Consider the following 20048-nt stretch of genomic DNA (forward strand, 5'->3'; position numbering starts at 1 on the left):
ATCAGAAAGATCGCAAGATCCAGGACGGACTACGCAACCGCACCGCGCACGGCGACTGCGCACGATCCTCGACCGGTTGCACAGCCCGATTGCGCAACCACCGGCCGGGGCTGCGCAATCGGGATCTCGAGCGACTGCGCACCGGGCTGAGGCCCGTGGTCGGCCCGACCATGAGCCCGACCACGGCAGCTCGACGGCTGCGTTGCCGGATCGTGACCGATGGTCGGGGCTCGTGGCCGCCGGTCTGGTCGGGGTCGGCGGGTGAGCTGACGGCATGGAACACACGCACGACTGCGCACCCAGGCCCGCAGCCCGCCCCACCCCGGCGGGCTTGGAGCGCTGCGCTGGACACCGCGCGCGGCCCGCCTCGGAGACACCGCGGTGAGCCGCTTCGGGGCGGGGGTCCGCCGGGGTGTGATGGCGGGCGATCAGTTCACGCAGATCGCCAACGGCCTGTTCCGGGACTCCCGGTTGTCATTCAAGGCGAAGGGGATCTTCGGATACGTCAGCACGCACCGGGACGGCTGGCAGGTCACCCTCGCCCACCTCGTCGCCGTGGGCTCCGACGGACGCGAGGCGATCCGTGCCGGCCTGAAGGAGCTGGAACGGTACGGCTACCTGATCCGCGAACGCCTGCGCCGCCCGAACGGAACGCTCGGCGAGGTCGTCTACTCGATCACCGACCGCCCCGCCACCCTCGACATCGCCCTTTTGGAAGCCACCCCCGCCCTCGCGATCGAAGACGACGACGCCGGCTTCGGGGCGGGGGTCCGCCGGGGTGTGATGGCGGGCGATCAGTTCACGCAGATCGCCAACGGCCTGTTCCGGGACTCCCGGTTGTCATTCAAGGCGAAGGGGATCTTCGGATACGTCTCCACGCACCGCGACGGCTGGCAGGTCACTGTCGCCGAACTGGTGCGCCGCGGCCGCGAAGGCGTCGACGCGGTCACCACGGGGCTCCACCAGCTGGAGCGGTACGGATTCCTCTTCCGCACCCGCGAGCGGAATCCCGACGGGACGCTCGGCCAGGCGCTGTACTTCATCACCGACCTGCCTGCCCTGCAAAACCCCAGCTCACAACCAGAGTCGGGTTTTCCAGGATTGGCTGAGCCTACGTTGGCTGATCCCGGCACTAAGAACACCATCAGTAAGAAGACCAACAAGCAGAAGACCAGACCCCTCCGTCCGTGCGGCGAAGCGCCGCCGGCACGTGGACGGACGGACCAGCCGAGCACGCCGGCATCCCTGCCGACCGTGCCCGCGGCGGATGAGATGCACCCAGGGATCCAGCTGCTGCTCGAACTCGCGGCGGCCCGGCCCGAACTGCTGCTGACCGGGCAGGCGCTGACCGATCAAGGCCGCGTCGTGACGGTGATGCTGGAGTCCGGCTGGAGCCGCGAGCAACTGCTTCACGTCATCGCCGCCCGGCCCCTGCCCCACCCAGTGCGGACCACGGTCGGCGCGATCATCGCTGCCCGCCTTCGAGCCGCCCAGGCCTACCCCGCCCGCCATCGCGGCCGACCACCACGACGAGCCCACGTGGGACGACTCGCCGCCGCGTCCGAGCAGCTCCTCGGCCTCGCGCTCCGTGAGTGAGGCCCTCACCTACCGCGCCCTCGTCGAATGCGCCGGCTGCGGCGTGCCCGGCACCGCCCCCGGCGAGGACCTCTGCCCGGCTTGCCTCGGCTGGCCGCTGTGCCGCACCTGCCCGGGGCCCACTCCCCGGCGCGCCCACCCCGACGGCGAAGGCCGCTGCACGACCTGCACGTCCGCCCTGGCCGCAATCACCGACCTTCTGGAGGAGAGCACCTGATGACGCACACGCTCCACACACCGCCCCAGAGGCAACACCGGCAGCCGCTGCGGCCCTTCGCCGGGCTTCCCCAGCGGTGGGAAGAAGAACGATCCCGCGCGCTGGACACCGGACACATCTACCGCGAGACCGTCTGCACCATCTCCTGCGAGCCAGTCCTCGTCCACGAACGCACCGAGTGGGGATGGCTCACCTGGACCGTGCCCGCAGACGGCTCGCTGCCCGAGCGGCCTCACCGAGTGGGCGTGCTCCCTCCGGGCGCGACACTGACCCAGCGGCTGGCCGTGCGCTGGCTGACCCGGCGGCCCGCCCACCACATCGCCCTGACCACGGCGAGCCACGCGTCCGTACGGCTGTCCACGGCCGCCGTCGCGGCCGTCAGCCTGTTCGCCGCCCTGCTCGCCATGAGCCTGGGCGTGGCCGCCGACGTCGTGCTGCCGGCGGCGCTGCTCGCCCCACTGCTCACCGAGCACCTGCCCGGCCGACTCGACCACCGGGCATACGGACACGTCCGCAGCGTCGAGGACGGTGCTGCCAGCCACTACCTCCACCGCCTCGCCTCCCTGCACACCCACCTCGTCCAGGCCGCCGCCGACAACGACCACCACGAACTACACCGCTCGGCGGAGATCGGCCAGAACCTGCTCTGGGACGCCGCAGGACTGCTCCAGTCCACCGACACCCGCTCCGTCTCCGCCGAACTCATCGACCGTGAACGGCTGATGGTCCGCCTCGCCGACCACGCGGACCAGGCCCTCAAACGCACGCGCACCCAGGCCTGCTCCCACGCAGCAGACGCGCCCAGCCGACCGGCTCGCCCTTTGGGGCCATACCCGCCCGGCACCGCTCGCCCGGCACGGCCAGGACCTCGACGACCGCCAAGCACCGCACCGCTGAAGGGATACCGCCCCATGCCCCAGCCCCAGACCGACAACGCGGACCCCACCGCAGACGTCTACCTGCTCTTCGCGCACGAGCCGTACTACCCCGGCCCCGGCAGCCGGGAGGTCAACACCACCGTCGTCGCCGCCAGCTCGCTGCTCCACCGCCGGGTGCGCCAGCCCGACGGCGCCCGGATCCACGCCCTTCTCACCCACCGCCGGCCGGCGGGAGAGATCGTCCCGCTGGCCACCCTCACCCACGAGCTGGATGGCGGCGACGGCTGGCCGAGGGTCGGCGACTGGCAGCGTGTCACCACCGACCTGGTACGCCTCGTCCGCACGGACGGCTGCGACGCCCTGAGCCTGGGCCTGCCGGACATCGCGCGCGCCCTGATGTGCACCGGACCCCACGGCCACGTCCGCACGCTCAATCCCGCGTCCGGCGAACGCGTCGACCACGGACCGACGCAGCGCGACGAAGTCCTGACCCAGATCGACGCCGTCCTCACCAGCCTGGTGGCCGAGCGCGACCTGTGGCCCGGAGACAACCTGCTGCCCGCCCTGACCGACGACGAAGCCCGCTGATGTTCGGCTACGAACCACGCGCCGTGTGGGCCGACCTTCGCCGACTGCTCCACCGACAGACGACCGTCGACTCCGCACACGCGGGCCGACCGCGAACCGTGCAGACGCACCCCCCGGAGGGAACCATGGCTGACCAGCCGCACCACACCCATCACCCGGCCGACCCCACTCCGCCGCCCTACGCACAGTTCCGCCCGTACCCGGGACCGGCATACGGGTACGCCATGCCGTTCGCACCGGCCACCGAGCCGGCCGGGCTGGCCGGGCTCGGAGCGCGCTTCGGCGCCCGGCTGCTCGACGTGATCCTCTGGTACGCCCTCTACTTCATCCCGGCCATCCCGGTCATGACGTGGATCGACGGGGGTGGCGGAACCACCGCGCGAACGGTGTTGCTCGCCTGGCTCGCCGTCTCCTTCGTCCTCTACTTCCCCTTCGCCGTCTGGAAGTTCGGCGCGACCCTGGGCAAGCGGGTGTGCGGGGTACGGATCGTGCGCCGGGAAACGGCTCACCCGGTGGGATTCTGGCGCGCACTCGGCCGGGAGCTGTTCTGGCTGATCGCGTTCATCATCCCGGTCCTCAGCCTGCTCAACCCCCTGTGGTGCTGCTGGGACAAGCCCTACCGGCAGTGCCTCCACGACAAGACCGCCGACACCATGGTCACAAACTCATCCGGACGTACGGAATGAGGCGGCTCCGAGTTCCGGCTCCTCACTGCTGCACCGCCCCGGCAACGGGCGGCCCGGCCGGGCGCGGCGGAGGCACGATCACCACACCGGCTTTCGAACACCCTCATTCGCTCACGGGAGTCCTCCCCCGTGGTTGGATTCGCGGGCGTCGGATCATTCACGACAGGAAACGAGGAACGGGGACCATGCGAAGGACGCTTCAGGGCGCGGCCGCGCTCGCCACGGCCGTACTGCTGCTCACTGGATGCGGCAGCGACAGCGATTCCGCCGACGCTGGCGCGGAGGGTGACAAGGCCTCGGCGTCGCCGAGCACACCGCCGAAGAAGGAATCGGGCCAAGAGACCCATGAGGTCACCCTGCAAGTCAGCGGTGAGGGGACGACGCGGGTCATGTACCACGCGGCGACCGACGGGTTCGAGGACCAGACGCTGCCGTGGACGAAGACGGAGACGGTCGAACTCACTGAAGCCCACCAGGAGGTGGGGTACCTGGTCTCCGTGATCCCGGGCACGGTGACCGACGCCGACGGACTGCTGCAGTTCGCACCGTGCGTGATCAAGGTGGACGGCAAGCAGGTCGCGGACAACAACGGCGGCAAGAGCACCAAGGGCTGCAGCTACACAATCAAGTAGCCGACCGGAGGGCGCCCGGCCGTCCCACGGCCTGCAACACCATCTGATGCACGCGGCGCGGCGCCCCAGGAAATTACCTGGGGCGCCGCACGTTTTGCTGACTGCCGTGCACGAGACACGCTCACCTGAACGGTGCCATCACGGCGGCATGATTTTCATGGTTTCCAGCGCCGCCCAGGTGGCGACGGTGACGGGGACGGCGTTGCCGACCTGAGACTTGATCTCGGATGGCTTTCCGGCGAAGCGATGGCGTTCGGGGAAGCCCTGAGCGCTGGCGTTCTCCTCGACCGTCAGCGACCGGTATTCGCAGTCGTCGACGAGGAGGCTCTCGGTGGGGCGTACGAAGTAGTGGTGGGCGCCGCCCTGGGCGGTGATGGTGCCGATCGGGTCGTCGAGCGAGGACGCGGTGCAATGGTTTCGCAGGGTGACGATGAACGGCTGACCGCCGTACGTCGCGATGCCGGCCGCGATCCGGGCGCGGGTTGCCTTCCCGTACGCCTCGTTGCGGTCCTGGCGGCCGTCGCCGAACCGGTGCCCGCGCACGCTCTTGTTGATGACGCTGCCGATTCCGCGGGTCACCGGTTCGACGCGCTGGTGGCATCGCTCGGTGGGGCACACGTAGTAGTACGACGTCTTGGCCCTGGAGGTGCCGCTCCTCGCCATCCTGTGCAGGTACGAACCGATACGGCGTCCGCGGCCGCTGGTGTGGCCCGGCCAGAACTGGACGCCCTTGACCGGGCCGCACTCCCGGCAGATGGACTGCGGGCGGGGGCGCAGGTCGGGCACTTTGCCGATGTCCTTGCGGACCATCACCCACACGAGCCGGTCGCGGTACTGGGGGAGCGGGCCGAGGACGCCGTCAGGGGTCTCGACAGTTATGTGCGCGGAGTTGACGGACGTGAACTCCGGGTAGTAGCCGAGGGCGTCCCACACGTGCAACCAGGCGTTGAACAGAGGACGGTTTCCGGTGGCGAAGCGGGGCACGTTCTCGCCGGCGTAGACGAGGGGCTTGTGCACCTCGGTGTAGCGCACGGGTTCCCAGGCGGTGATGCGGGTCTGTTCCCAACGGGCGGACTCGTCGTTGTCGGTCGAGTCGGCGCTGAGCTCGACCTGGACACGGACCTGGCTGTTGCCGCCGGCGGGGGCGGATTCCCAGCAGATCGGTGAGCCGCCCAGGACATCGGCGTAGGGCAGGGTGCGCATGTCGATCGTCTGGATGGCGGCTTCGCGCACATAGATGTTGGGCCAGTTCAGGCGCGCCGTCGCCACGCTCGCCGCATCGTGGTTGGCACCGAACCGCGGGTCGAATCCGGCGTTGGCGAAGCCGCGCATGTCGCCGCAGCCTCCGTTGAACAGGAAACCGGTGGTGTACACGTCACGCCTCCTGGTCCGGCCCGGCAGACGCGCAGCCGTCGCAGCTGCCGGGCAAGGCGTCTGCCCCGGGTACGGGTCGGACGTAGCGGGCACGCTTGGCAGGCTTCTTCAGCGCGGCCTGGACGGCGTTCTCCAGAGCGTCGAACTCGGGTCCCTCGTCCTCGGTGACCACCCCCGGATCGGGTGCTCCGGGCCGGGCAGCTCGCTCGATCAGCTCCGCCATGCTGGTGTTGGGGTTGAAGGGGACCCCGCGTACCCGCTCGACGAGCGCGTACAGCTCCGCCAGCCGAGGCCGGCGCCGCACGGCGAGCAGCAGGTCTCGCCGGTTGGCGAGGACACACAGCGAGCAGGAGCAGCGGCTGGAACCCTTCCAATCTCCCGCCCCGGGGTGGGAGTCGTAGCACCACTGGTGAGGAAGACCCTGCTCGTCTGTCCAGTCCTTGACCTCCTGGGTGGTCACCTGGTGGGCGGGGGACCACTCGTGTACGACACGGGCCGTGTTGTCCGTCGTTGTCCGCAGCGCGGGCCGCTTCTTGCGGTCCGGGCTCTCGTCCGCCCTGATCCCCAGGACGTTCGCGCAGACCACCGGACGGCCGAGCTCCTTCTTGCGGGCCCGGACCATGGAGCTGAAAGCGCCGTAGATGAGACCGGTCTTCCAGTCGCTCCGGCAGGGGAGCACCCCCTTCCACGGCCAGTCACCGCGCTCGGCGATGTAGGTCAACAGGTCGTAGGGGACGCGCTCGCCCTGCAGCTCGTGGGTCCGGCGGACCTCGATGTGCCGCTCGGGAGGCACCCCCAGGGCCCGGCTGTGAAGGGCCGCCAGTTCGCTGCTGCCGGGGTAGCGGACGCCGTCGACGGTGACGGCGGGCCACTCCAGCGGGCCGAGACTGGCGTGGATGGTGTAGACCCGGTCTTCGACGCCGACGGCACGCGCGGTGTCCAGGGCCAGGGCGGCGGCGCGGGGGCCGTCCTTCCCGCCGGAGAGATTGAGGATGTAGATGTCGACCTCGTCCGGGACGAGGTCCGGCATGGGGTCGGCTACCGGTTCGGTGGGGAACAGACCGAGCTGCAGATCGCGGTTCATGAGGACGTCTCCTTGCGAGCTGAGTTGGTGGCCTGTCGGCCGGGCGTTGCCGCGCCCGGCCGACAGGGTGAGGATCGAACTGGCGCCTCAGGCGTGGGGCTGCCGGGGCTTGTCCCGGAGGACGGGCCCACCGCCGTGCTTGCGGGCGCACTTGAGTACCGCGTCTGCCAGAGCCGCGGTGTTCGCGGCACGGGCCAGGCCCGGGCGGGAGCGGTAGACCTCGGCGACGGCGTCGTTCGCGTCGCCCCACACGGCGAGCCAGCCGCCGAGTGCGCCGACCGCGTGCTGGGAGCCGGCCTCGCGCCCGTCGGCGGCCGCGGGGCTGATGGTGATCTCCGAGCCGTCGGCCAAGCGGACACGCAGGCACGTCCCGGTGCGCCCGTGGACGGGGACCCCGCAGAGGCCTTCCGTTTCCAGCTGGCGCATGAGCGAGACGGTGAAGTCGTCGGGCAGTTCGGCGAGCTGGATCTCACGGGTGAGGTGAGTGAGCGTGATGTCGAGGACCCGGAGGGTGGAGACGTCGACGTGGACGGCCTGGGCGCGGTCCTGGGTGCTGACGGTCCAGTTGTAGAAGCGGCGGACGTCGTCGCCGGTGCGCAGAACGGCCGGGCCGAAGCCGGTCAGGGAACCGTCCTCACGAGCGCGGGTGAACCTGAAGAACCGCTTCACCTCGTGCGCGTCGGCCGGGAGACCCGGCAGCGGCGTTGCTTCGCCCTCGCCCGGCAGGTCCTCGAGGGTGGTGATCGTGCGGGCCTGAACGAGTGTGTGCTCGGTCAGTTCCATGCGGGCCGTCGACGGCTTCGCGGTCCAGAAGTCGTACTGCTGGCGAACGGCCGATGCGTGCAGGCCGGTCGACTGGTGCGTGGACCCGTACGTGTCGTGGACAGTCACCGTCCAGTAAACGGTGCGCTGTTCGGGGGTGAGAGGCAATGTGATCACGGCTGCTCCTGAGTGGCTGGTGACCGTTCCAGGTTGCCGCCTAGAACGTAAAATCAATTATACACCCTTCCTGGGATGGTGCAACCCCCTTAAGGGAAGGCTGCGCAGGTCACAGCCCCGCTCACGCTGCGGCCGCGAGCCCGTGATCCTCCGGCTGGTTGCCGGGGTGCCGGTCGGCGTGTACGCGGGACCGCGAGACCTGTGAGGCGCTGGGGTTGTGACGGGCGGGGCGTCGTCACTCGAACGAGGGGCAGCGGTCGTGGGGCACGGGCGGCAAGCTCAACAGGACGCTGGACAGCCGAGAGTTGATGGATCGGGGCATGTGGCATGGATGATGAATACGGGCCCGAGGTCTTCTCCTACACGCGGGCAGAGGCCTTCGAGGACGGCACCTTCGTCGAGGTCCCGCCCGCGGCGGCCTCGGCCGCTGGCATCGAGATGCCGCTGATCATCACTGCAGGCGCGCGGCAGGAATTCGTGGCAGGTAACGATGGCGGCGAGGCTGGGCGGCTGGGAACGGTGCTGTCCGCGGTGGCAAGGGCTGTCGAAGCCTCGCCCGCGGACGAGATCTGCTTCGTGGTGCCAGCCGGGGAATTGCCCTCCGGGCAGGAGCCCACTGGCGCCGACCGGCTCATCGCCATCACGGAGCCCGGCGATTCGGGCGAGCCCGTCATGACCTTGATGCTCCCCGACGAGATGTGACCGCGGGCTACCTGCCCAGCCTGCGTCCGTGTCCGGCGATCGTCCTGACGGCGGCAGTCGGGCGCCGGCCTGGGCCGGGAGGCAGCGCGGCGCAGCGTGTAGGAGCGAGGCACCCGGTGTTCGATCGGCGTATCGCGGGTCGTGGGCAAGCGCTCTCGGCTACAGCGCGGGCAGGGAGTCGGCGGGGTCGTCGACGCCCAGGAGGAGCACGTGGTGCCCGACGGCCTCGGTGCTGCCGGCGGTGACCTTCTCGACGTCGAGGCGCAGCCGGATGCGCCCGGCGCCTTCGCCGTTGGCCGCGAGGTCGCGTTCCAGTTCGTCGTCGAGGCGGTCCGCCGCGGCCTCGGCCGCGGCGTAGTCGGCCAGGCCACAGGCGAGGAGCCGACGGGTGGCGGTGTCGCGGAGCTGATAGCTGGGCATGGCAGGTCGTCCTCCGGCTGGTGGGAGCGTTCAGGTGGTGGGGTCGGTGAGCCGGCGGGCCGCGTTCACCGCGCGCGACCAGACGTCGGGGCTGCCGCCGTGCTCGCGGGCGAGGGAGGCGGCAAGCCCCCGGACGTCGCCGCGCTCGCGCAGGGCGGCCAGGGCGACGGCCGCCCGCCGGTCGGCTTCCGTGCGGGCCGGCGCGGTGACCGGGCGGTGCTCGAGGGCGTTGCGCACGACCCACTCCCAGGACCTCTGCGGCCCCCCGTACTGCACGCTGAGTTCCGCAGCCAGGCCCGGGCGGTAGCCGTCGCGCTCGATCGCCTCGGCGGCGAACCGCTCGGCGAGCTGCGTGGCGGTGAGCGGCTCACCGCCGGCGTGGGCGCTCAGCTCGGCCGCGAGGACCTCCTCGAGGGCGGAAGGCCGGCCGACGGGCGCCTCGGGCTGCGGTCCCGGGCGGCGGCCGGCCTTGCCGAGCTTCTCCCCGGTGCGCTTCTTGTCGAAGTCCTGCAGGTCGCCGACGCGGAAGGCCTGGATCATGCGGCCGGTGGGACCCTCGACCTCGCCGACGGAGGCCGGGAAGTAGCCCGGGTTCGCCTGCTGGTACTTGCGGATCGTCGAGGCCCCGGCGAAGCCCAGCAGCTCGGCGGCCTTGTTGATGGAGACGACGGTCTCCGGGGTGAGCTCGTACAGCTCGGGGTCGGCCTTGAGGACCTTGCTTGCCTTTTCCTCCTGGAACCACGCGTAGAAGTCCCGGAACTGCTGTTCGTCGTAGAAGTCGGTCCCCTCGATCCGCTCCTTCTCCGGGTGGCGGTGCTCCTTGGGCTGTTCGTCGCGCACCTTGTACCAGCGGGCCGCGGTCCCGACGCTGGCGCCGGTGAGCTCGCGGATCCAGTCGCGGTTCACCACGGCGCGGCCGCCGACGAGGCGACGCTGCGGGTTCAGGGCCTTGGTCATTGCACTCTCCGGTTCTGGCTGCGGCCCTATACTGAGGGCCTGCTCCTCTTTGTTCCTTCGGTGCTCACGCGCCGGCGGGCGAGTCGAGTTGGTGAAGGTGGTCGGCGGGACGTTCGGCCGGGGTTGCCGCCCTGGGTCGACACCCTCGTAAGAGGGTGCCTTCCGCCGCCCACCGCTTTTTTGCCGCCGCGTTCGCATAATCAATATGGCGCTCTTGATGGGTGGCTGTCAATCTCGCCGGCCCACCCCCCGCCACGAATGCGCCCTCCATTCCCGTTCGAAGCGCGGAACCTGCTTGTCCCGGACGTGATGGGGAGCCGTCACCATCAGCTCCTCGACCGTCGGCAGCTCCGCCTCCCGGCGCCGCATCCACGTCCGCACCCTCCCGTAGCGCTCGTCGACCTCGACGGGGTAGCCGTGCCGCTCCGAGACGGTGCGCAGCCTCCGGCCCAGAGCGGAGGCGCGGCCCACGTGGACCCGCTCCACCGAGCGCATCGGCCGCCCGCGCCGGGTGGGGTCCGCCTTCGCGACCGGCAGGATCCTCCGCACGTGATACAGAGCCCACGGGCAGCTGAGCTCTTCCTCGAACGCGGCGAGGACGGGGCGGTCCGCGGCCCGGCAGGGGTCGAACTGCTCCAGCAGGCTGCGCCGGCCGAACAGCTTCGCCTGGGGGTTGAGGCTGACGGAGGTGTACTCCAGGCGCAGCACGCGTCCGGCGATCTCCGGGTGCGCGCGCATCCGGTCCAGGTGGTCAGCCATGGCGCCCATCGAGACCGGAAAACAGCAGAAACTGCAGTAACTCTTCTCCCACCGCACGCCGAACCGCTCGTACAGGAACGCTTCGCACCGATCACGCCCCCACCCCCAGTCGATCAAGGGATACACGCCCTGGCGCAGCGGATTCTTGCTCGCCGCCGCATCCCGACGGCTGCGGACGGCCTCGTCGGCGTTGAACCCCATCACCTGCCGAAACGGCCGGTCGCCGATTCCCAGGGCGATCAGCGCGTCACCGACCTCGCCCTTCGCGTGCAGGCTGCAGAGCCGAATGCCGCCCTGCTGGGGAACCGTGCCGCCCGCCTCGTACTCGTCCCACAGCGCCCAGGGCCCGCGCTCGATGATCCGCTCGGGCTGCCGGGAGTCGTCCATGACCGCGATCTCCAACGCACGGCTGGCCCGGGCGACTTGAACAAGCCGGACCCGGTGCTCGCGAAGGAGCGGCAACACGAACTCCTCGGCGTGGGCGCGGGTGGCTGGCCACTCGTCCCCGGTGAGCTGGTGCATGACCAGGGTGCGGGCCAGGTCGACTCCGTGAGCGGCCGGGTCCTCCAGCATCTTCACCAGGTACGCGGTCGAGTCGACCCCCAATCCCCAGTTGATGACCAGCTCGATGCCCTCGAAGCCGAGGCCGGCTGGGACGCGGGCGGTGGCGTTCATGCGGCCGCACCCCCTTGGTCGGCCTTCGGGTACGGGTAGGAGGTGACGGCGATGCGGCGGCCGGTGCGCGGTCCGATGTAGGCGGCGTAGCGGTGGTGGCCGCCGTGGTGTACGCCCTGCGCGCCGACGGTGTGCAGGGCCTCCGTCAGCCACGTCCGGCCAGGCTCGCCCGGGTCACGGGGGCGAGCGCCGAGGGCGACAAGGCGCCGCTCGACCCCGCCGCGGCCGCGCTCGTTGTTGCGGACCTTGGACATCGCGCGGTCGTGGAGGACCGAGCCGTCGGGCAGCATGGTCAGGCGCCGCGGGCGCGTCTTGCCCAGGTAGTCCATCCCCTTGGCCTGGTAGATCGTCCCGTAGTGGCCGGGGAAGATCGTCTCGGGCCCCTGGGCGGTGAGGCGTGTCCTGGGCTCGGGATCGCTGTGCGCGACGACCCCGCGGATGCCCCGGGCGGCCGCCAGTTGGAAAGCGCGCTCCTGTGCCCACGTCTCCGCGTTGGCCGGTACGTCGTCGAGCAGCACCAGCCGGTTCAGCTCCAGCGACTCCTCATACGGGGCGAGCCAGCCGAACACCGAGGTGAGTACGGCGGCCTGGGTCGGGACGCCCAGGGTGAGCACCCCCACCAACTGCCCGGCCGGGGGCGCGGCGGTGTCGATGAGACCGTAGGCGAAGCGGACGGCGGGCCACGAGCCGCTGTAGTGGTGGGCGAGGACGAAGGCCTTCGCCGTGCGGACCAGATCGTTCGGCATCTCGCGGACGCGGTAGCGAGCGGGGTCGAAGCCGCCTTCACCGGTCGGCCTCCAGCTGTGCCGGCGGTTCCTCCACCGCTGGCAGACGGCGCCGAGATCGAGCGGCGGTTGTTCGTAGACAGACATCACAGGGGTCCTCTCGGGGCGGTCGGTTGGTGAGGGAGGCCGGCCCGGGGTTGCCGCCCCGGACCGGCAGTCGGTGAGGGTCAGTTCGCGGAGGGGAGCATCAGCTGACGGGGAGCGTGGAGCACGTGAAGGACGCGCTCGCGCCAGCGCATCGCCCAGTGCACGCAGTTGGAGCAGCTCTTGTGCTTGCCCTCGCACTGGGGCAGCGGGTCGTTCCAGCGGGCATCGCGCGACCAGGCGAGGGAGTCGGCGGAGGACAGGTACTCGGCGCACGACTGAAGGGCCTGGGTCTTCAGCCCGAAGCCGTGCAGGCGCAGCCCAGCAGCGGCCACGGTCGCGAGTACGGCCTCGACGTCCTTGACCGACTTGCGGCGGCAGACGGAGCCGACCCCGACCAGCGGATAGTCCGCCAGCCGTACGCCGCGCTTGTCGTACAGGTTCAGGCAGAACTCGTAGTCGGCCGGAAGCCAGCCCTGGACGGTGGGGATGATGTCGACGCCCGGGTCCTCGGCCATCACGTCGACGAAGTTGCCGACCGTGCGGTCGATGTGCTCGCGCACGGACAGCCCCGTCTTGGCGATCATGTCGGGCTCGCACATCCAGTCCTGCGGACCGGCCCAGACCAGCCGGCCGATCCCGTCGCGGAACTGGCGCAGCTCGCGGACGAAGGCGTGCGGGCCGATCGTCCAGCCGCCGTGGTTGTCGAGTTCGGAGAAGGCTCCCGAGTCGTACACCCAGTCCTCGGCGGCGCGCGGCAGCGTGGCGCGGCCGGTCAGCGCGGAGCGTGAGACGCACATCGGCACGCCCCAGGTGGACAGCGACTTGGCGTGATGTCCGCCGAGCCAGAACATCGGGCCCTCGGCCGGCGAGTCGCCCGGGTGGAAGCCGAGGCCGTACTCGCAGTGACACACGCAGCTGCCCATGGTGCAGAACCCGCAGTCCAGGCACTGATCGTGGTAGCAGTGGCCGCAGGCGTAGCGGACGGCGGGCGTGCAGGTGCACGTCTCTGGAAAGAGGGCGTCTGCCTGCGGCGATGGCATCCGGCGGGCTGGGGCGGTGAGTACGGCGTTCACGGGAGTTCCTCAGGGGTGGGTGAGTTGGTGAGCGGGGCCGGTCCAGGGGTTGCCGCCCCTGGACCGGCTGTGATGCGAAGTGCCGGGCGCTGCCGTGGCGGCGGGGCGAGCCGGTGAGGCTCGCGCCCGTCCGCGCGGCGTCAGGCATCCGTGCCGGGAGGGTCGCCGCGATCCCAGGGCCCGAGGACCGCTCGCGGCTCGCTCGCCCCGTGGCCGCGTTCCTGCAGCGCGGCTGCCAGAAGAGCGAGGATCCGTTCGCCCTTGACGGCGGCCTGGTGGCGCAGCGGGCCCGCGGGGATCTGGTCGGGGAGCGTCACCCGCCTCGCCCCCAGGTCGATCTGCAGCGTGACGGTGCGCACGAGAGGGCATCCCTGTTCATCCCCGGCGTACAGCTGGAGCCGGGCTTCCACGCGGTGGTCGACGGGGGTGAGCCGTACGTACTCGTTGCGCCAGGAGCGGTTTTCGACGTCGGGGGAGATCCGCACCGGGGCAGGAACCGTTTGCCCGGTGGGCACCAAGCGGTCGTTGAGCGGGGCGGTGGGGTCCTTCTCCCGGCGCGTCACGTGCTGGTGGAACGGGTACCAGCCGGGCCCGTAGAACACGGCCTGGGCGTCCAGGACGTACCGCCAGCCGCCGAGCTCCAGCTTCACGCCGTACATGTCCCGCTCGGGCTCGGGAGCGACGTAGAGGTCCAGCGGCGACGTGACGGCGCGCGGCATCAGATCCGGCGCCAGGCAGGGGAACGCCGGAAGGTCGGTGGGCAGGAACGTCGTGCGGGTGTTCCCCAACTCCCCCGAGCCGAAAGCGCCGTCGCCCACCACTCTGCGGACCAGGCGGGGGACGGCGCGATCGCGCGGAGTGACGCGGAAGGCGACGGCCGACCCCTCGGCCGAGATCAGCTCCTGGAAGTCCCAGTCCGGCCGGTCCGCGCGCAGTCCGTGCTGCAGCTCGCGCAGGGCCCGGGAGACGCGGCGGCCGAGCGGGTCTCCCGGGTCCCAGCGCGGGGACGAGGGGAGGACCAGAGCGGCGTCGGGGTGCCACTGGTCGGACAGGACCTGCCACGGCCCGGGAGGCAGCAGCGAGGCGACGTGGCCGGCGAGCTCCTCGGCGTCGGTCAGCTCACGCAGGACGACGGCGGTGAGACGCGCGGTGGACGGCGCGTCCCAGGGACCCCCCAGGATGAGGCTCAACCCGTTACCGGGGGCGCCCAGGGTGACGCTGAGCCGCCGGCCGTCCAGCCAGGCCTGCGCAGGCCCGAACTGGACGAACAGCCCCGGCTCGCCGGGCTGCCGGAACGGGGCGCCGGTGGTGAGCAGGCCGGCCACAGCCTCGCGGGGCGGCTGGGCGTCGCGGGCATCAGGCAGGGCCGGGGCGTAGCGGGTGACCGCGTCCAGGATCCGCGACACGGCGGGCGTCGGGATGTGCGCGCTGATGCGCGCGGTGCAGATCCGCGCCGGCCCGGTGGGCGACGGCGCGGCCAGGGCCGCCTGGACCGGCCCGCCCAGCTCGCGGGTCCGCAGCGTCAGGCGGTAGCCGCCGGGCAGGTCGGCGCGAAGGCGCGCGCCGCCGCGCAGCCGGTGTGCGACAACGGCCTCGGAGATGCCGTAGGTCGGAGAGACGGGCTCGAACTCGTACATGGCGCAGGCCTCCACGGGCGGCGGTGAGTGGTGCTGGTCAGCGGGTGATGCGGGCCCGGGCCTTCTCGGCCTGGACGTGGACGGCGTCGGCGCGCGCGGCGGCGCGGACCTTGTCGGCCCAGTCGGCGGCGCGCTGCGCCAGGTCGGCGAGGCGCACCAAGGAGGCGTCCTGGTGCTGGCGGGCGCGGTCGACGAGCCGGGCGTGCTCGGCGATCAGCTCTTCGGCGGTGTACGCGGCGATCGCCTCGGTGCCGTGGCGGCGGGTGACGCGCCCGAAGGGGCAGGCGCCTTCCTCCTGTTCGATGACGGCGAGGTCGGCGGCGGGCCAGCCGGTCTCCTCGTCGCGCGGGCCGAGCTGGATGTCGAGCACGCACACCGCGTCCGGGTCGTGCAGGCCGTTGCCGTGATAGCGGCGCTGTGGGCGGGGCACGGGGCCGGTCTGGCGTTCGGTGTGCGCGCGCCAGAGTTCGGGGGAGGGGTCTTCCTCGTCCTGATGGAGGCGGTGAAGGTAGGCGACCAGCGCGGGCAGCTGCCAGGCGGCGGATCCGAAGGGCGCGGCCGGCATGGCGAGCCCGGCCCGGGCGATGAGTCCCGTGTGGTTGCTGACGGCGGCCTGGGCGACGAACAGAGGGGTGTGGAGGCGGAGTTCGGAGCGGAGCATGGCGAAGCCTTCCGGGCGGGCGGCACGCAGAGAGAGGGGAGGGGGCCCGGGCCGGACCACGTGGTCCGGCCCGGGCAGCGGGTCAGGACGCGTCCTCGGTGTCCTCGGCGCTCGCGCCGTCCTCGGTGTCCTCGTCGGCCTGGGCGTCGGTGTCGTCCGCGTCCGGCTCGCCCTCCTGGTAGGGCTCGTCGTCGACGATGGCCTGTTCGATGCTGGAGAGCGGGTAGCCGATCTCGGCGAGGAACGTCAGCCACGTGCGGGCGTCCTCGCGGATCTCGCGCAGCTCGTGGACGGCGGAGCGGGCGGTGAGGTCGGTGCGCCAGGTCCGAACCTCGTTCATCCGCTTCTCGAACGTGGCGGCAAGCACCGCGAAGTTGAGCAGGGTGAGCTTGGCCGGGGTCGCCGTCTTGGCGCGTTCGGTAAGGGTGCTGTAGCCGGTCAGCTCCTTGATGAGGTTGTGGCGGCCGACGTCGCCCGACCACTGGGCCACCGGCTTGGGGCAGGTCAGGAGCTGCTCGGTGATGAACGCGGCGAGCGGCTTCGGCGCGGTCTTGCGGCCGATCAGGTCCTTCAGCCACGCCTGCCGGGCCTTCTCGGCGGCGCGGTAGGCCTTGTTGCCCGCCTTGATGTACTCGCGCGACGGCTCCGACGACTTGGCCTCTTCCACCGCTTCGGTCGGCTGTACGTCTGCCTCGTCGTCCGTCTCCACGGCGTCTTCCTGGGGCGGGCGGTGGCCGAAGCGGTCCGGGTCGGTGCAGAAGTAGTCCACCTCGCCGGGCTCCTGGGGGTTCTCGGCCCAGGTCGCCACGTGGCCCGGGCACCGGGTGTGGGCCTCGGCGGTGAGCGGCTCGCCGTCCGGACCGTCCAACTCGGCGAGCTGCTCGGCGGTCGACGGAAGGGCGTCGGAGTCCTCGGCCAGCCGCACCCCGGCCGCCTGGAGCTGCGGGCGGACCTCGGCGCGGGCCTGCTGTTCGGCGCGGTCGTCGCGCTCCCACTGCACCTGGAACTCGAAGCGGCCTTTGGAGTGGGCCTCCAGCAGCCGGTCTACGGCGCCGCCGTCGTCGTCGAACTCGCCCAGCACACCGAGGACTTCGAGGTCGAGGTCATAGGTGCCGGTCTCGGCGAGTGCCGAACGGGTCCGCTCGCCCACCGACTTGGCGGTCTTCACCGCCTGGGACACGTCCTTGCGGGAGCGGCCGGTGAGCTGGGCCACCCTCGCCTGCTTCATGCCCGCGCCGACCGCGCCGAACAGGGCGTCGGCCTGCTCCAGCTCGGTCAGGCCCCGGCGGTAGTCGTCGTCGTTCTCGATGAGCTGGTCGATGAAGTCCTCGCCCGCCTCGCGCAGGGAGGGGTCGAGCACGTACGCGGGGACCTCGATCGTGTCCTGCTCCTCTTCGGTCTCCTCGGTGGCCCGGGCGGCGAAGTAGCGCCGGTGCCCCATCTTCAGCTCGTAGGTCTCCTCGCCGAGCGGGAGGACCACGACGGGGACCTTCACGCCATTGGCCGCGACGGACTTGAGGAACTTCTCGTCCAGGTTGAGGTCCTGGCGGACGTTGTTCTCGTTGACGCGGATCTGGCCCAGACGCAGGGTGACCCGCTGCATCGGTGCCGTTGCTGTTGCGATGTCGCTCACGGATTGCTCCTCGTGCGATCGGTTGGTGTCGAGCAAGTTGCCGCTTGCTCTCAAGAATCAATTATACGCTCTTTTGGGCTGGGGGCAAGGGCCTTTACTCCTGGTCGGCGGCGGTGTGGTGCTGGCGAATCGCTTCCGCGATGGCCTCGGCGATCGCCTCGATTCCCTCGGGCGTGTGCACCTTGCGGAACGAGGCGATCTCGCCGGGGTCGAGGTTCGCCCACAGGCACAGTTCGCCGTGGTCGTCGACGTGGAGCGTGTACGTGTCGGCGTCGGGGGCGTCCAGGCGGCCGTAGGTCTCCCAGGGCCCGGAGTCGGCCTTCCAGTCGTCGCCGAGGATCTCGGCGACGCGGGCGGCCACGCTTGCGGGGGTGGTCATGGGCGGCGGTCCTTTCGGGGCGGGCCCGGGGCGTTGCGCCCCGGGCGGGCGGGGTGATCAGTCCTCGTCGGGCTCCATGATGGTGATCACGGGCTCGCCCTGGTCGCCGGGACCGATCGCGCAGGCGAGCTGGACCGGGCGGGCCTGCTCGGTGCGGCCGTCGCGCGGAACCCGACGCAGGTCGACGGTGACCCGGCCACCGCCCCCGCCGCTGCGCCGGATCGCGTGGCGGGTCATGGTCAGCACGTCCCACATGCGGCCGCGCTCGTCCTGCGGCACCTGCCGCTCGCTGTCGCCCTCGTTCCACGCCACGCAGCCCTCCCATACGGCGCTGGTGAGGGCGACCGGAACGCGGAAGCCGGCCTCGCGGGCCAACTCGGCGTCGGCGGCCACCAGGACGCCATCCGCCAGGGCCTGAGCGCGGGTGTAGGCGTGGATGATCTCGCCCGGGTCGGCCAGCGGGACGGACCGCATGGCGTCGTCGCTGACGTCGGGGTCGTCGGTCACGGCGGCGTCATGCAGAACCGAGTCGATGCGCGACAGCACGTCATCCTCGCGCGCCGCGCGCCGGGACGCGGGCCGCTGCTGCGGGGAGCTGGGGCCGGTGGGCACGTTGGCGGCGGCTTCCTCGGCCATCACGGCGTGCACCGCGAGCATCGTTGCCAGGCCGTTCGCCCTCTCCGTGTCCCCGGCAGCCTCGGCCTCGGCGCGCTCCTGCTCGAACTCGTCCCGGATCTGCTCGTGGCTGTAGCCCCGGGCGAGCTTGACGCGCACGGTCTTGCCCACCAGATCGACTGCCAGGGCGGACACATGGCCGGGCAGACCGTCGCGCTCCTCGGTAGTCCGCCTGCGGCGCATGACGGCGCGGGCCGCGCGGTGGTCCTGCACCCCGGCCGGGCTGGGCTCCCCGGCGGGGGCGGCGGTCTCGTCGGTCGGCACGGGGCCCACCTCGGACGTGGCGGGCGCCTCGGCGGTCAGGGTGTAGAACTCGTTCGAGTGGATGTGAACGGTCCACTTCTGCCCGGGAGCGTCCTCCGTGAGCCGGGCGCGCGACTTGGTCTCCCATACCTCGAATGCGCGCGCCGGGTCGACCGGCACCATGTTGCCGGTCGCGGAGTCGTAGGCGCGGCAGGACCGGGCCGCTGCGCGGATCTGTGCAACGCGGTTGGTCCAGTTGCGGCGGATCGTGGTCATCGTGCGTCCTCCTGTGGGAGTCGGTGGTGGAAGCGAGTTGCCGCTCACTTCCAAAATCAATAATACACCCTCACGGGTGGTGATCAAGCCTTTTCAGAACAAGGTGTCCGCGTCTTCCGTGATCCGGGTGTCCCGTGCGGCATTAGGCGTGGCGCCAGCAGCGACCCTCGGCCGCTGGACCCGGACGCTCGCCGACTGCCGGGCGCGCGCGGCCTGTTCGGCCTGGGCCTCCAACTCGTCCTCGTCGCGGTTGTGCACCACGATTTCGACGGTCGGTGAGGCGTCCCGCCACTGGTCGCGGAAAAGGTCCGTGGGGATGCCGGGGTTGGGGCGCAACTTGATCCCGGTCTCGCGGTGGAAGCGCTCGTACGCGGGCGAGTCCTGCGACACGAATCCGGTCTCGATGCGGAACGGAGCTGACTCCCTCGGGATGATGAACGCCCCCCGCCGGGCGAGCGTCTCGGCGACCGCGATCACGTGGAACTCGAACAGCGGCCCTCGGTACCCGGGGGCGTTGCCGCTGCGCTTGATCCGCCCGAACGGCGGGTTGCTGATCGCGCAGTCGAACGGACCGAGGTTCATGCCCGGCACGTCGAGCACGTCAGCACAGATCCACGTTGCCTCCGGCAGGACGCGCCGCCCGACCCGCACATACTCCGGGTCCTTCTCCACGCACACGATCTCGCGCGGCGGCAGACGCTCCCAGCGTCGGTTCCAGTAGTCGCGGGCGTGCCAGGCCAGGCGTCCGATGCCCGCGCACAGGTCGATGATGCGGTCACCCGGGATCACGTGGTGAAGTTCGCCAGCGAGCTCGGCCGGTGTGAAGAACGCGCCGTCCAGGGTGCGGCCCATGTTCGCGGACTCGTGGAAGTGGTCGAGAACGAATTCCCGCTCCTCCTCGGTCAAGTCCCGTTCCATGTCGACCAGTTCGCGCGCCCGGTTGTGCTGCTTGGTCTGCTCCTTGCTGAGCTTTCCGGCCATGACATGCCGCCTTTCGCGGTGGTGTGTGGGAGGGGTTCTGACGCGGTTGTCCGGACCGCTCCGGCGCGGTCGTGTGTTCGATGGGGAGTGATGGCTACGGCGTGCGTGCTG

Annotated in this window: 18 protein-coding genes and 1 pseudogene; 5 read left to right on the forward strand and 14 right to left on the reverse strand. The window is 71.1% G+C overall.

Features of this window, described 5'->3' with window-relative positions:
* The first annotated feature begins 381 nt into the window (after positions 1–381).
* The 4 genes and pseudogenes from E4N62_RS25175 to E4N62_RS25190 all read left to right on the forward strand — a co-directional run bounded on the left by E4N62_RS25175 (position 382) and on the right by E4N62_RS25190 (position 4597).
* A pseudogene (locus E4N62_RS25175) lies at positions 382–1813 on the forward strand (hypothetical protein).
* Complete coding sequence (locus E4N62_RS25180; RefSeq protein WP_230218040.1) at positions 1813–3279, forward strand: hypothetical protein; 1467 nt, start codon at positions 1813–1815, stop codon at positions 3277–3279. Before E4N62_RS25175 ends, E4N62_RS25180 begins: the two are co-directional and overlap by 1 nt.
* Before the next feature lie 125 nt (positions 3280–3404).
* Positions 3405–3965 carry an RDD family protein gene (locus E4N62_RS25185; RefSeq protein WP_230218042.1) on the forward strand — a complete coding sequence of 187 codons (561 nt, stop codon included), beginning with the start codon at positions 3405–3407 and terminating at the stop codon, positions 3963–3965.
* A gap of 185 nt (positions 3966–4150) precedes the next feature.
* A complete protein-coding gene (locus E4N62_RS25190; protein WP_230218044.1) occupies positions 4151–4597 on the forward strand; it encodes a hypothetical protein in 447 nt (148 codons plus the stop codon).
* 138 nt (positions 4598–4735) lie between these two features.
* Here the strand turns inward: E4N62_RS25190 and E4N62_RS25195 are convergent, their stop codons facing one another.
* From E4N62_RS25195 to E4N62_RS25205, 3 genes are all read right to left on the reverse strand, one after another.
* Complete coding sequence (locus E4N62_RS25195) at positions 4736–5971, reverse strand: DNA cytosine methyltransferase (protein ID WP_230218046.1); 1236 nt, start codon at positions 5969–5971, stop codon at positions 4736–4738.
* A gap of 1 nt (position 5972) precedes the next feature.
* Entirely contained in the window at positions 5973–7055 is a 1083-nt protein-coding gene (locus tag E4N62_RS25200) for a phosphoadenosine phosphosulfate reductase (RefSeq protein WP_230218048.1), read from the reverse strand.
* Positions 7056–7142: 87 nt separating this feature from the next.
* The gene (locus E4N62_RS25205; RefSeq protein WP_230218050.1) at positions 7143–7994 is read right to left on the reverse strand and encodes a hypothetical protein; all 852 of its coding nucleotides are present in this window, start codon (positions 7992–7994) and stop codon (positions 7143–7145) included.
* Between the two features lie 327 nt (positions 7995–8321).
* Here E4N62_RS25205 and E4N62_RS25210 point away from each other — a divergent pair, with 327 nt between their 5' ends.
* Positions 8322–8696 (forward strand): DUF6573 family protein, encoded by a 375-nt coding sequence (locus E4N62_RS25210; RefSeq protein WP_230218052.1) that lies wholly within the window; start codon positions 8322–8324, stop codon positions 8694–8696.
* A gap of 159 nt (positions 8697–8855) precedes the next feature.
* On the opposite strand, the gene E4N62_RS25215 is transcribed toward E4N62_RS25210, so the two are convergent.
* From E4N62_RS25215 to E4N62_RS25265, 11 genes are all read right to left on the reverse strand, one after another.
* Positions 8856–9116, reverse strand: a complete 261-nt coding sequence (locus E4N62_RS25215; protein ID WP_230218054.1) for a hypothetical protein — start codon at positions 9114–9116, stop codon at positions 8856–8858.
* A gap of 30 nt (positions 9117–9146) precedes the next feature.
* Positions 9147–10073, reverse strand: a complete 927-nt coding sequence (locus E4N62_RS25220) for a hypothetical protein (protein ID WP_230218063.1) — start codon at positions 10071–10073, stop codon at positions 9147–9149.
* A 228-nt stretch (positions 10074–10301) separates the two neighbouring features.
* Positions 10302–11507: a hypothetical protein gene (locus tag E4N62_RS25225; protein ID WP_230218065.1), complete on the reverse strand. Its 1206-nt coding sequence runs from the start codon at positions 11505–11507 to the stop codon at positions 10302–10304.
* Positions 11504–12379, reverse strand: a complete 876-nt coding sequence (locus E4N62_RS25230) for a hypothetical protein (RefSeq protein ID WP_230218067.1) — start codon at positions 12377–12379, stop codon at positions 11504–11506. Before E4N62_RS25230 ends, E4N62_RS25225 begins: the two co-directional genes overlap by 4 nt.
* An 80-nt stretch (positions 12380–12459) precedes the next feature.
* Positions 12460–13452 (reverse strand): hypothetical protein, encoded by a 993-nt coding sequence (locus tag E4N62_RS25235; RefSeq protein WP_230218070.1) that lies wholly within the window; start codon positions 13450–13452, stop codon positions 12460–12462.
* A 140-nt stretch (positions 13453–13592) separates the two neighbouring features.
* A complete protein-coding gene (locus tag E4N62_RS25240; protein ID WP_230218078.1) occupies positions 13593–15089 on the reverse strand; it encodes a hypothetical protein in 1497 nt (498 codons plus the stop codon).
* 37 nt (positions 15090–15126) lie between these two features.
* Positions 15127–15750, reverse strand: coding sequence for a hypothetical protein (locus tag E4N62_RS25245; protein ID WP_230218080.1), 624 nt, complete (start codon positions 15748–15750; stop codon positions 15127–15129).
* Between the two features lie 82 nt (positions 15751–15832).
* The gene (locus E4N62_RS25250; protein ID WP_230218082.1) at positions 15833–17383 is read right to left on the reverse strand and encodes a ParB/RepB/Spo0J family partition protein; all 1551 of its coding nucleotides are present in this window, start codon (positions 17381–17383) and stop codon (positions 15833–15835) included.
* 94 nt (positions 17384–17477) lie between these two features.
* A complete protein-coding gene (locus tag E4N62_RS25255; protein WP_059084982.1) occupies positions 17478–17762 on the reverse strand; it encodes a hypothetical protein in 285 nt (94 codons plus the stop codon).
* Between the two features lie 57 nt (positions 17763–17819).
* A complete protein-coding gene (locus E4N62_RS25260; RefSeq protein ID WP_230218084.1) occupies positions 17820–18956 on the reverse strand; it encodes a DUF6573 family protein in 1137 nt (378 codons plus the stop codon).
* Positions 18957–19049: 93 nt separating this feature from the next.
* On the reverse strand, positions 19050–19937 hold the full coding sequence (locus E4N62_RS25265) for a methyltransferase (RefSeq protein WP_230218086.1): 888 nt from the start codon (positions 19935–19937) through the stop codon (positions 19050–19052).
* Positions 19938–20048: the final 111 nt, after the last annotated feature.

Source organism: Streptomyces sp. MNU76, assembly GCF_020982545.1.
Taxonomy (GTDB): Bacteria; Actinomycetota; Actinomycetes; order Streptomycetales; family Streptomycetaceae; genus Streptomyces.

Coding starts and splice junctions, on each gene's coding strand:
- E4N62_RS25245 (WP_230218080.1), bottom strand. CDS start 15,750: ATGCTCCGCTCCGAACTCCGCCTCCACACCCCTCTGTTCGTCGCCCAG.
- E4N62_RS25215 (WP_230218054.1), bottom strand. CDS start 9,116: ATGCCCAGCTATCAGCTCCGCGACACCGCCACCCGTCGGCTCCTCGCC.
- E4N62_RS25225 (WP_230218065.1), bottom strand. CDS start 11,507: ATGAACGCCACCGCCCGCGTCCCAGCCGGCCTCGGCTTCGAGGGCATC.
- E4N62_RS25210 (WP_230218052.1), top strand. CDS start 8,322: ATGGATGATGAATACGGGCCCGAGGTCTTCTCCTACACGCGGGCAGAG.
- E4N62_RS25230 (WP_230218067.1), bottom strand. CDS start 12,379: ATGTCTGTCTACGAACAACCGCCGCTCGATCTCGGCGCCGTCTGCCAG.
- E4N62_RS25220 (WP_230218063.1), bottom strand. CDS start 10,073: ATGACCAAGGCCCTGAACCCGCAGCGTCGCCTCGTCGGCGGCCGCGCC.
- E4N62_RS25255 (WP_059084982.1), bottom strand. CDS start 17,762: ATGACCACCCCCGCAAGCGTGGCCGCCCGCGTCGCCGAGATCCTCGGC.
- E4N62_RS25185 (WP_230218042.1), top strand. CDS start 3,405: ATGGCTGACCAGCCGCACCACACCCATCACCCGGCCGACCCCACTCCG.
- E4N62_RS25260 (WP_230218084.1), bottom strand. CDS start 18,956: ATGACCACGATCCGCCGCAACTGGACCAACCGCGTTGCACAGATCCGC.
- E4N62_RS25240 (WP_230218078.1), bottom strand. CDS start 15,089: ATGTACGAGTTCGAGCCCGTCTCTCCGACCTACGGCATCTCCGAGGCC.
- E4N62_RS25180 (WP_230218040.1), top strand. CDS start 1,813: ATGACGCACACGCTCCACACACCGCCCCAGAGGCAACACCGGCAGCCG.
- E4N62_RS25190 (WP_230218044.1), top strand. CDS start 4,151: ATGCGAAGGACGCTTCAGGGCGCGGCCGCGCTCGCCACGGCCGTACTG.
- E4N62_RS25265 (WP_230218086.1), bottom strand. CDS start 19,937: ATGGCCGGAAAGCTCAGCAAGGAGCAGACCAAGCAGCACAACCGGGCG.
- E4N62_RS25200 (WP_230218048.1), bottom strand. CDS start 7,055: ATGAACCGCGATCTGCAGCTCGGTCTGTTCCCCACCGAACCGGTAGCC.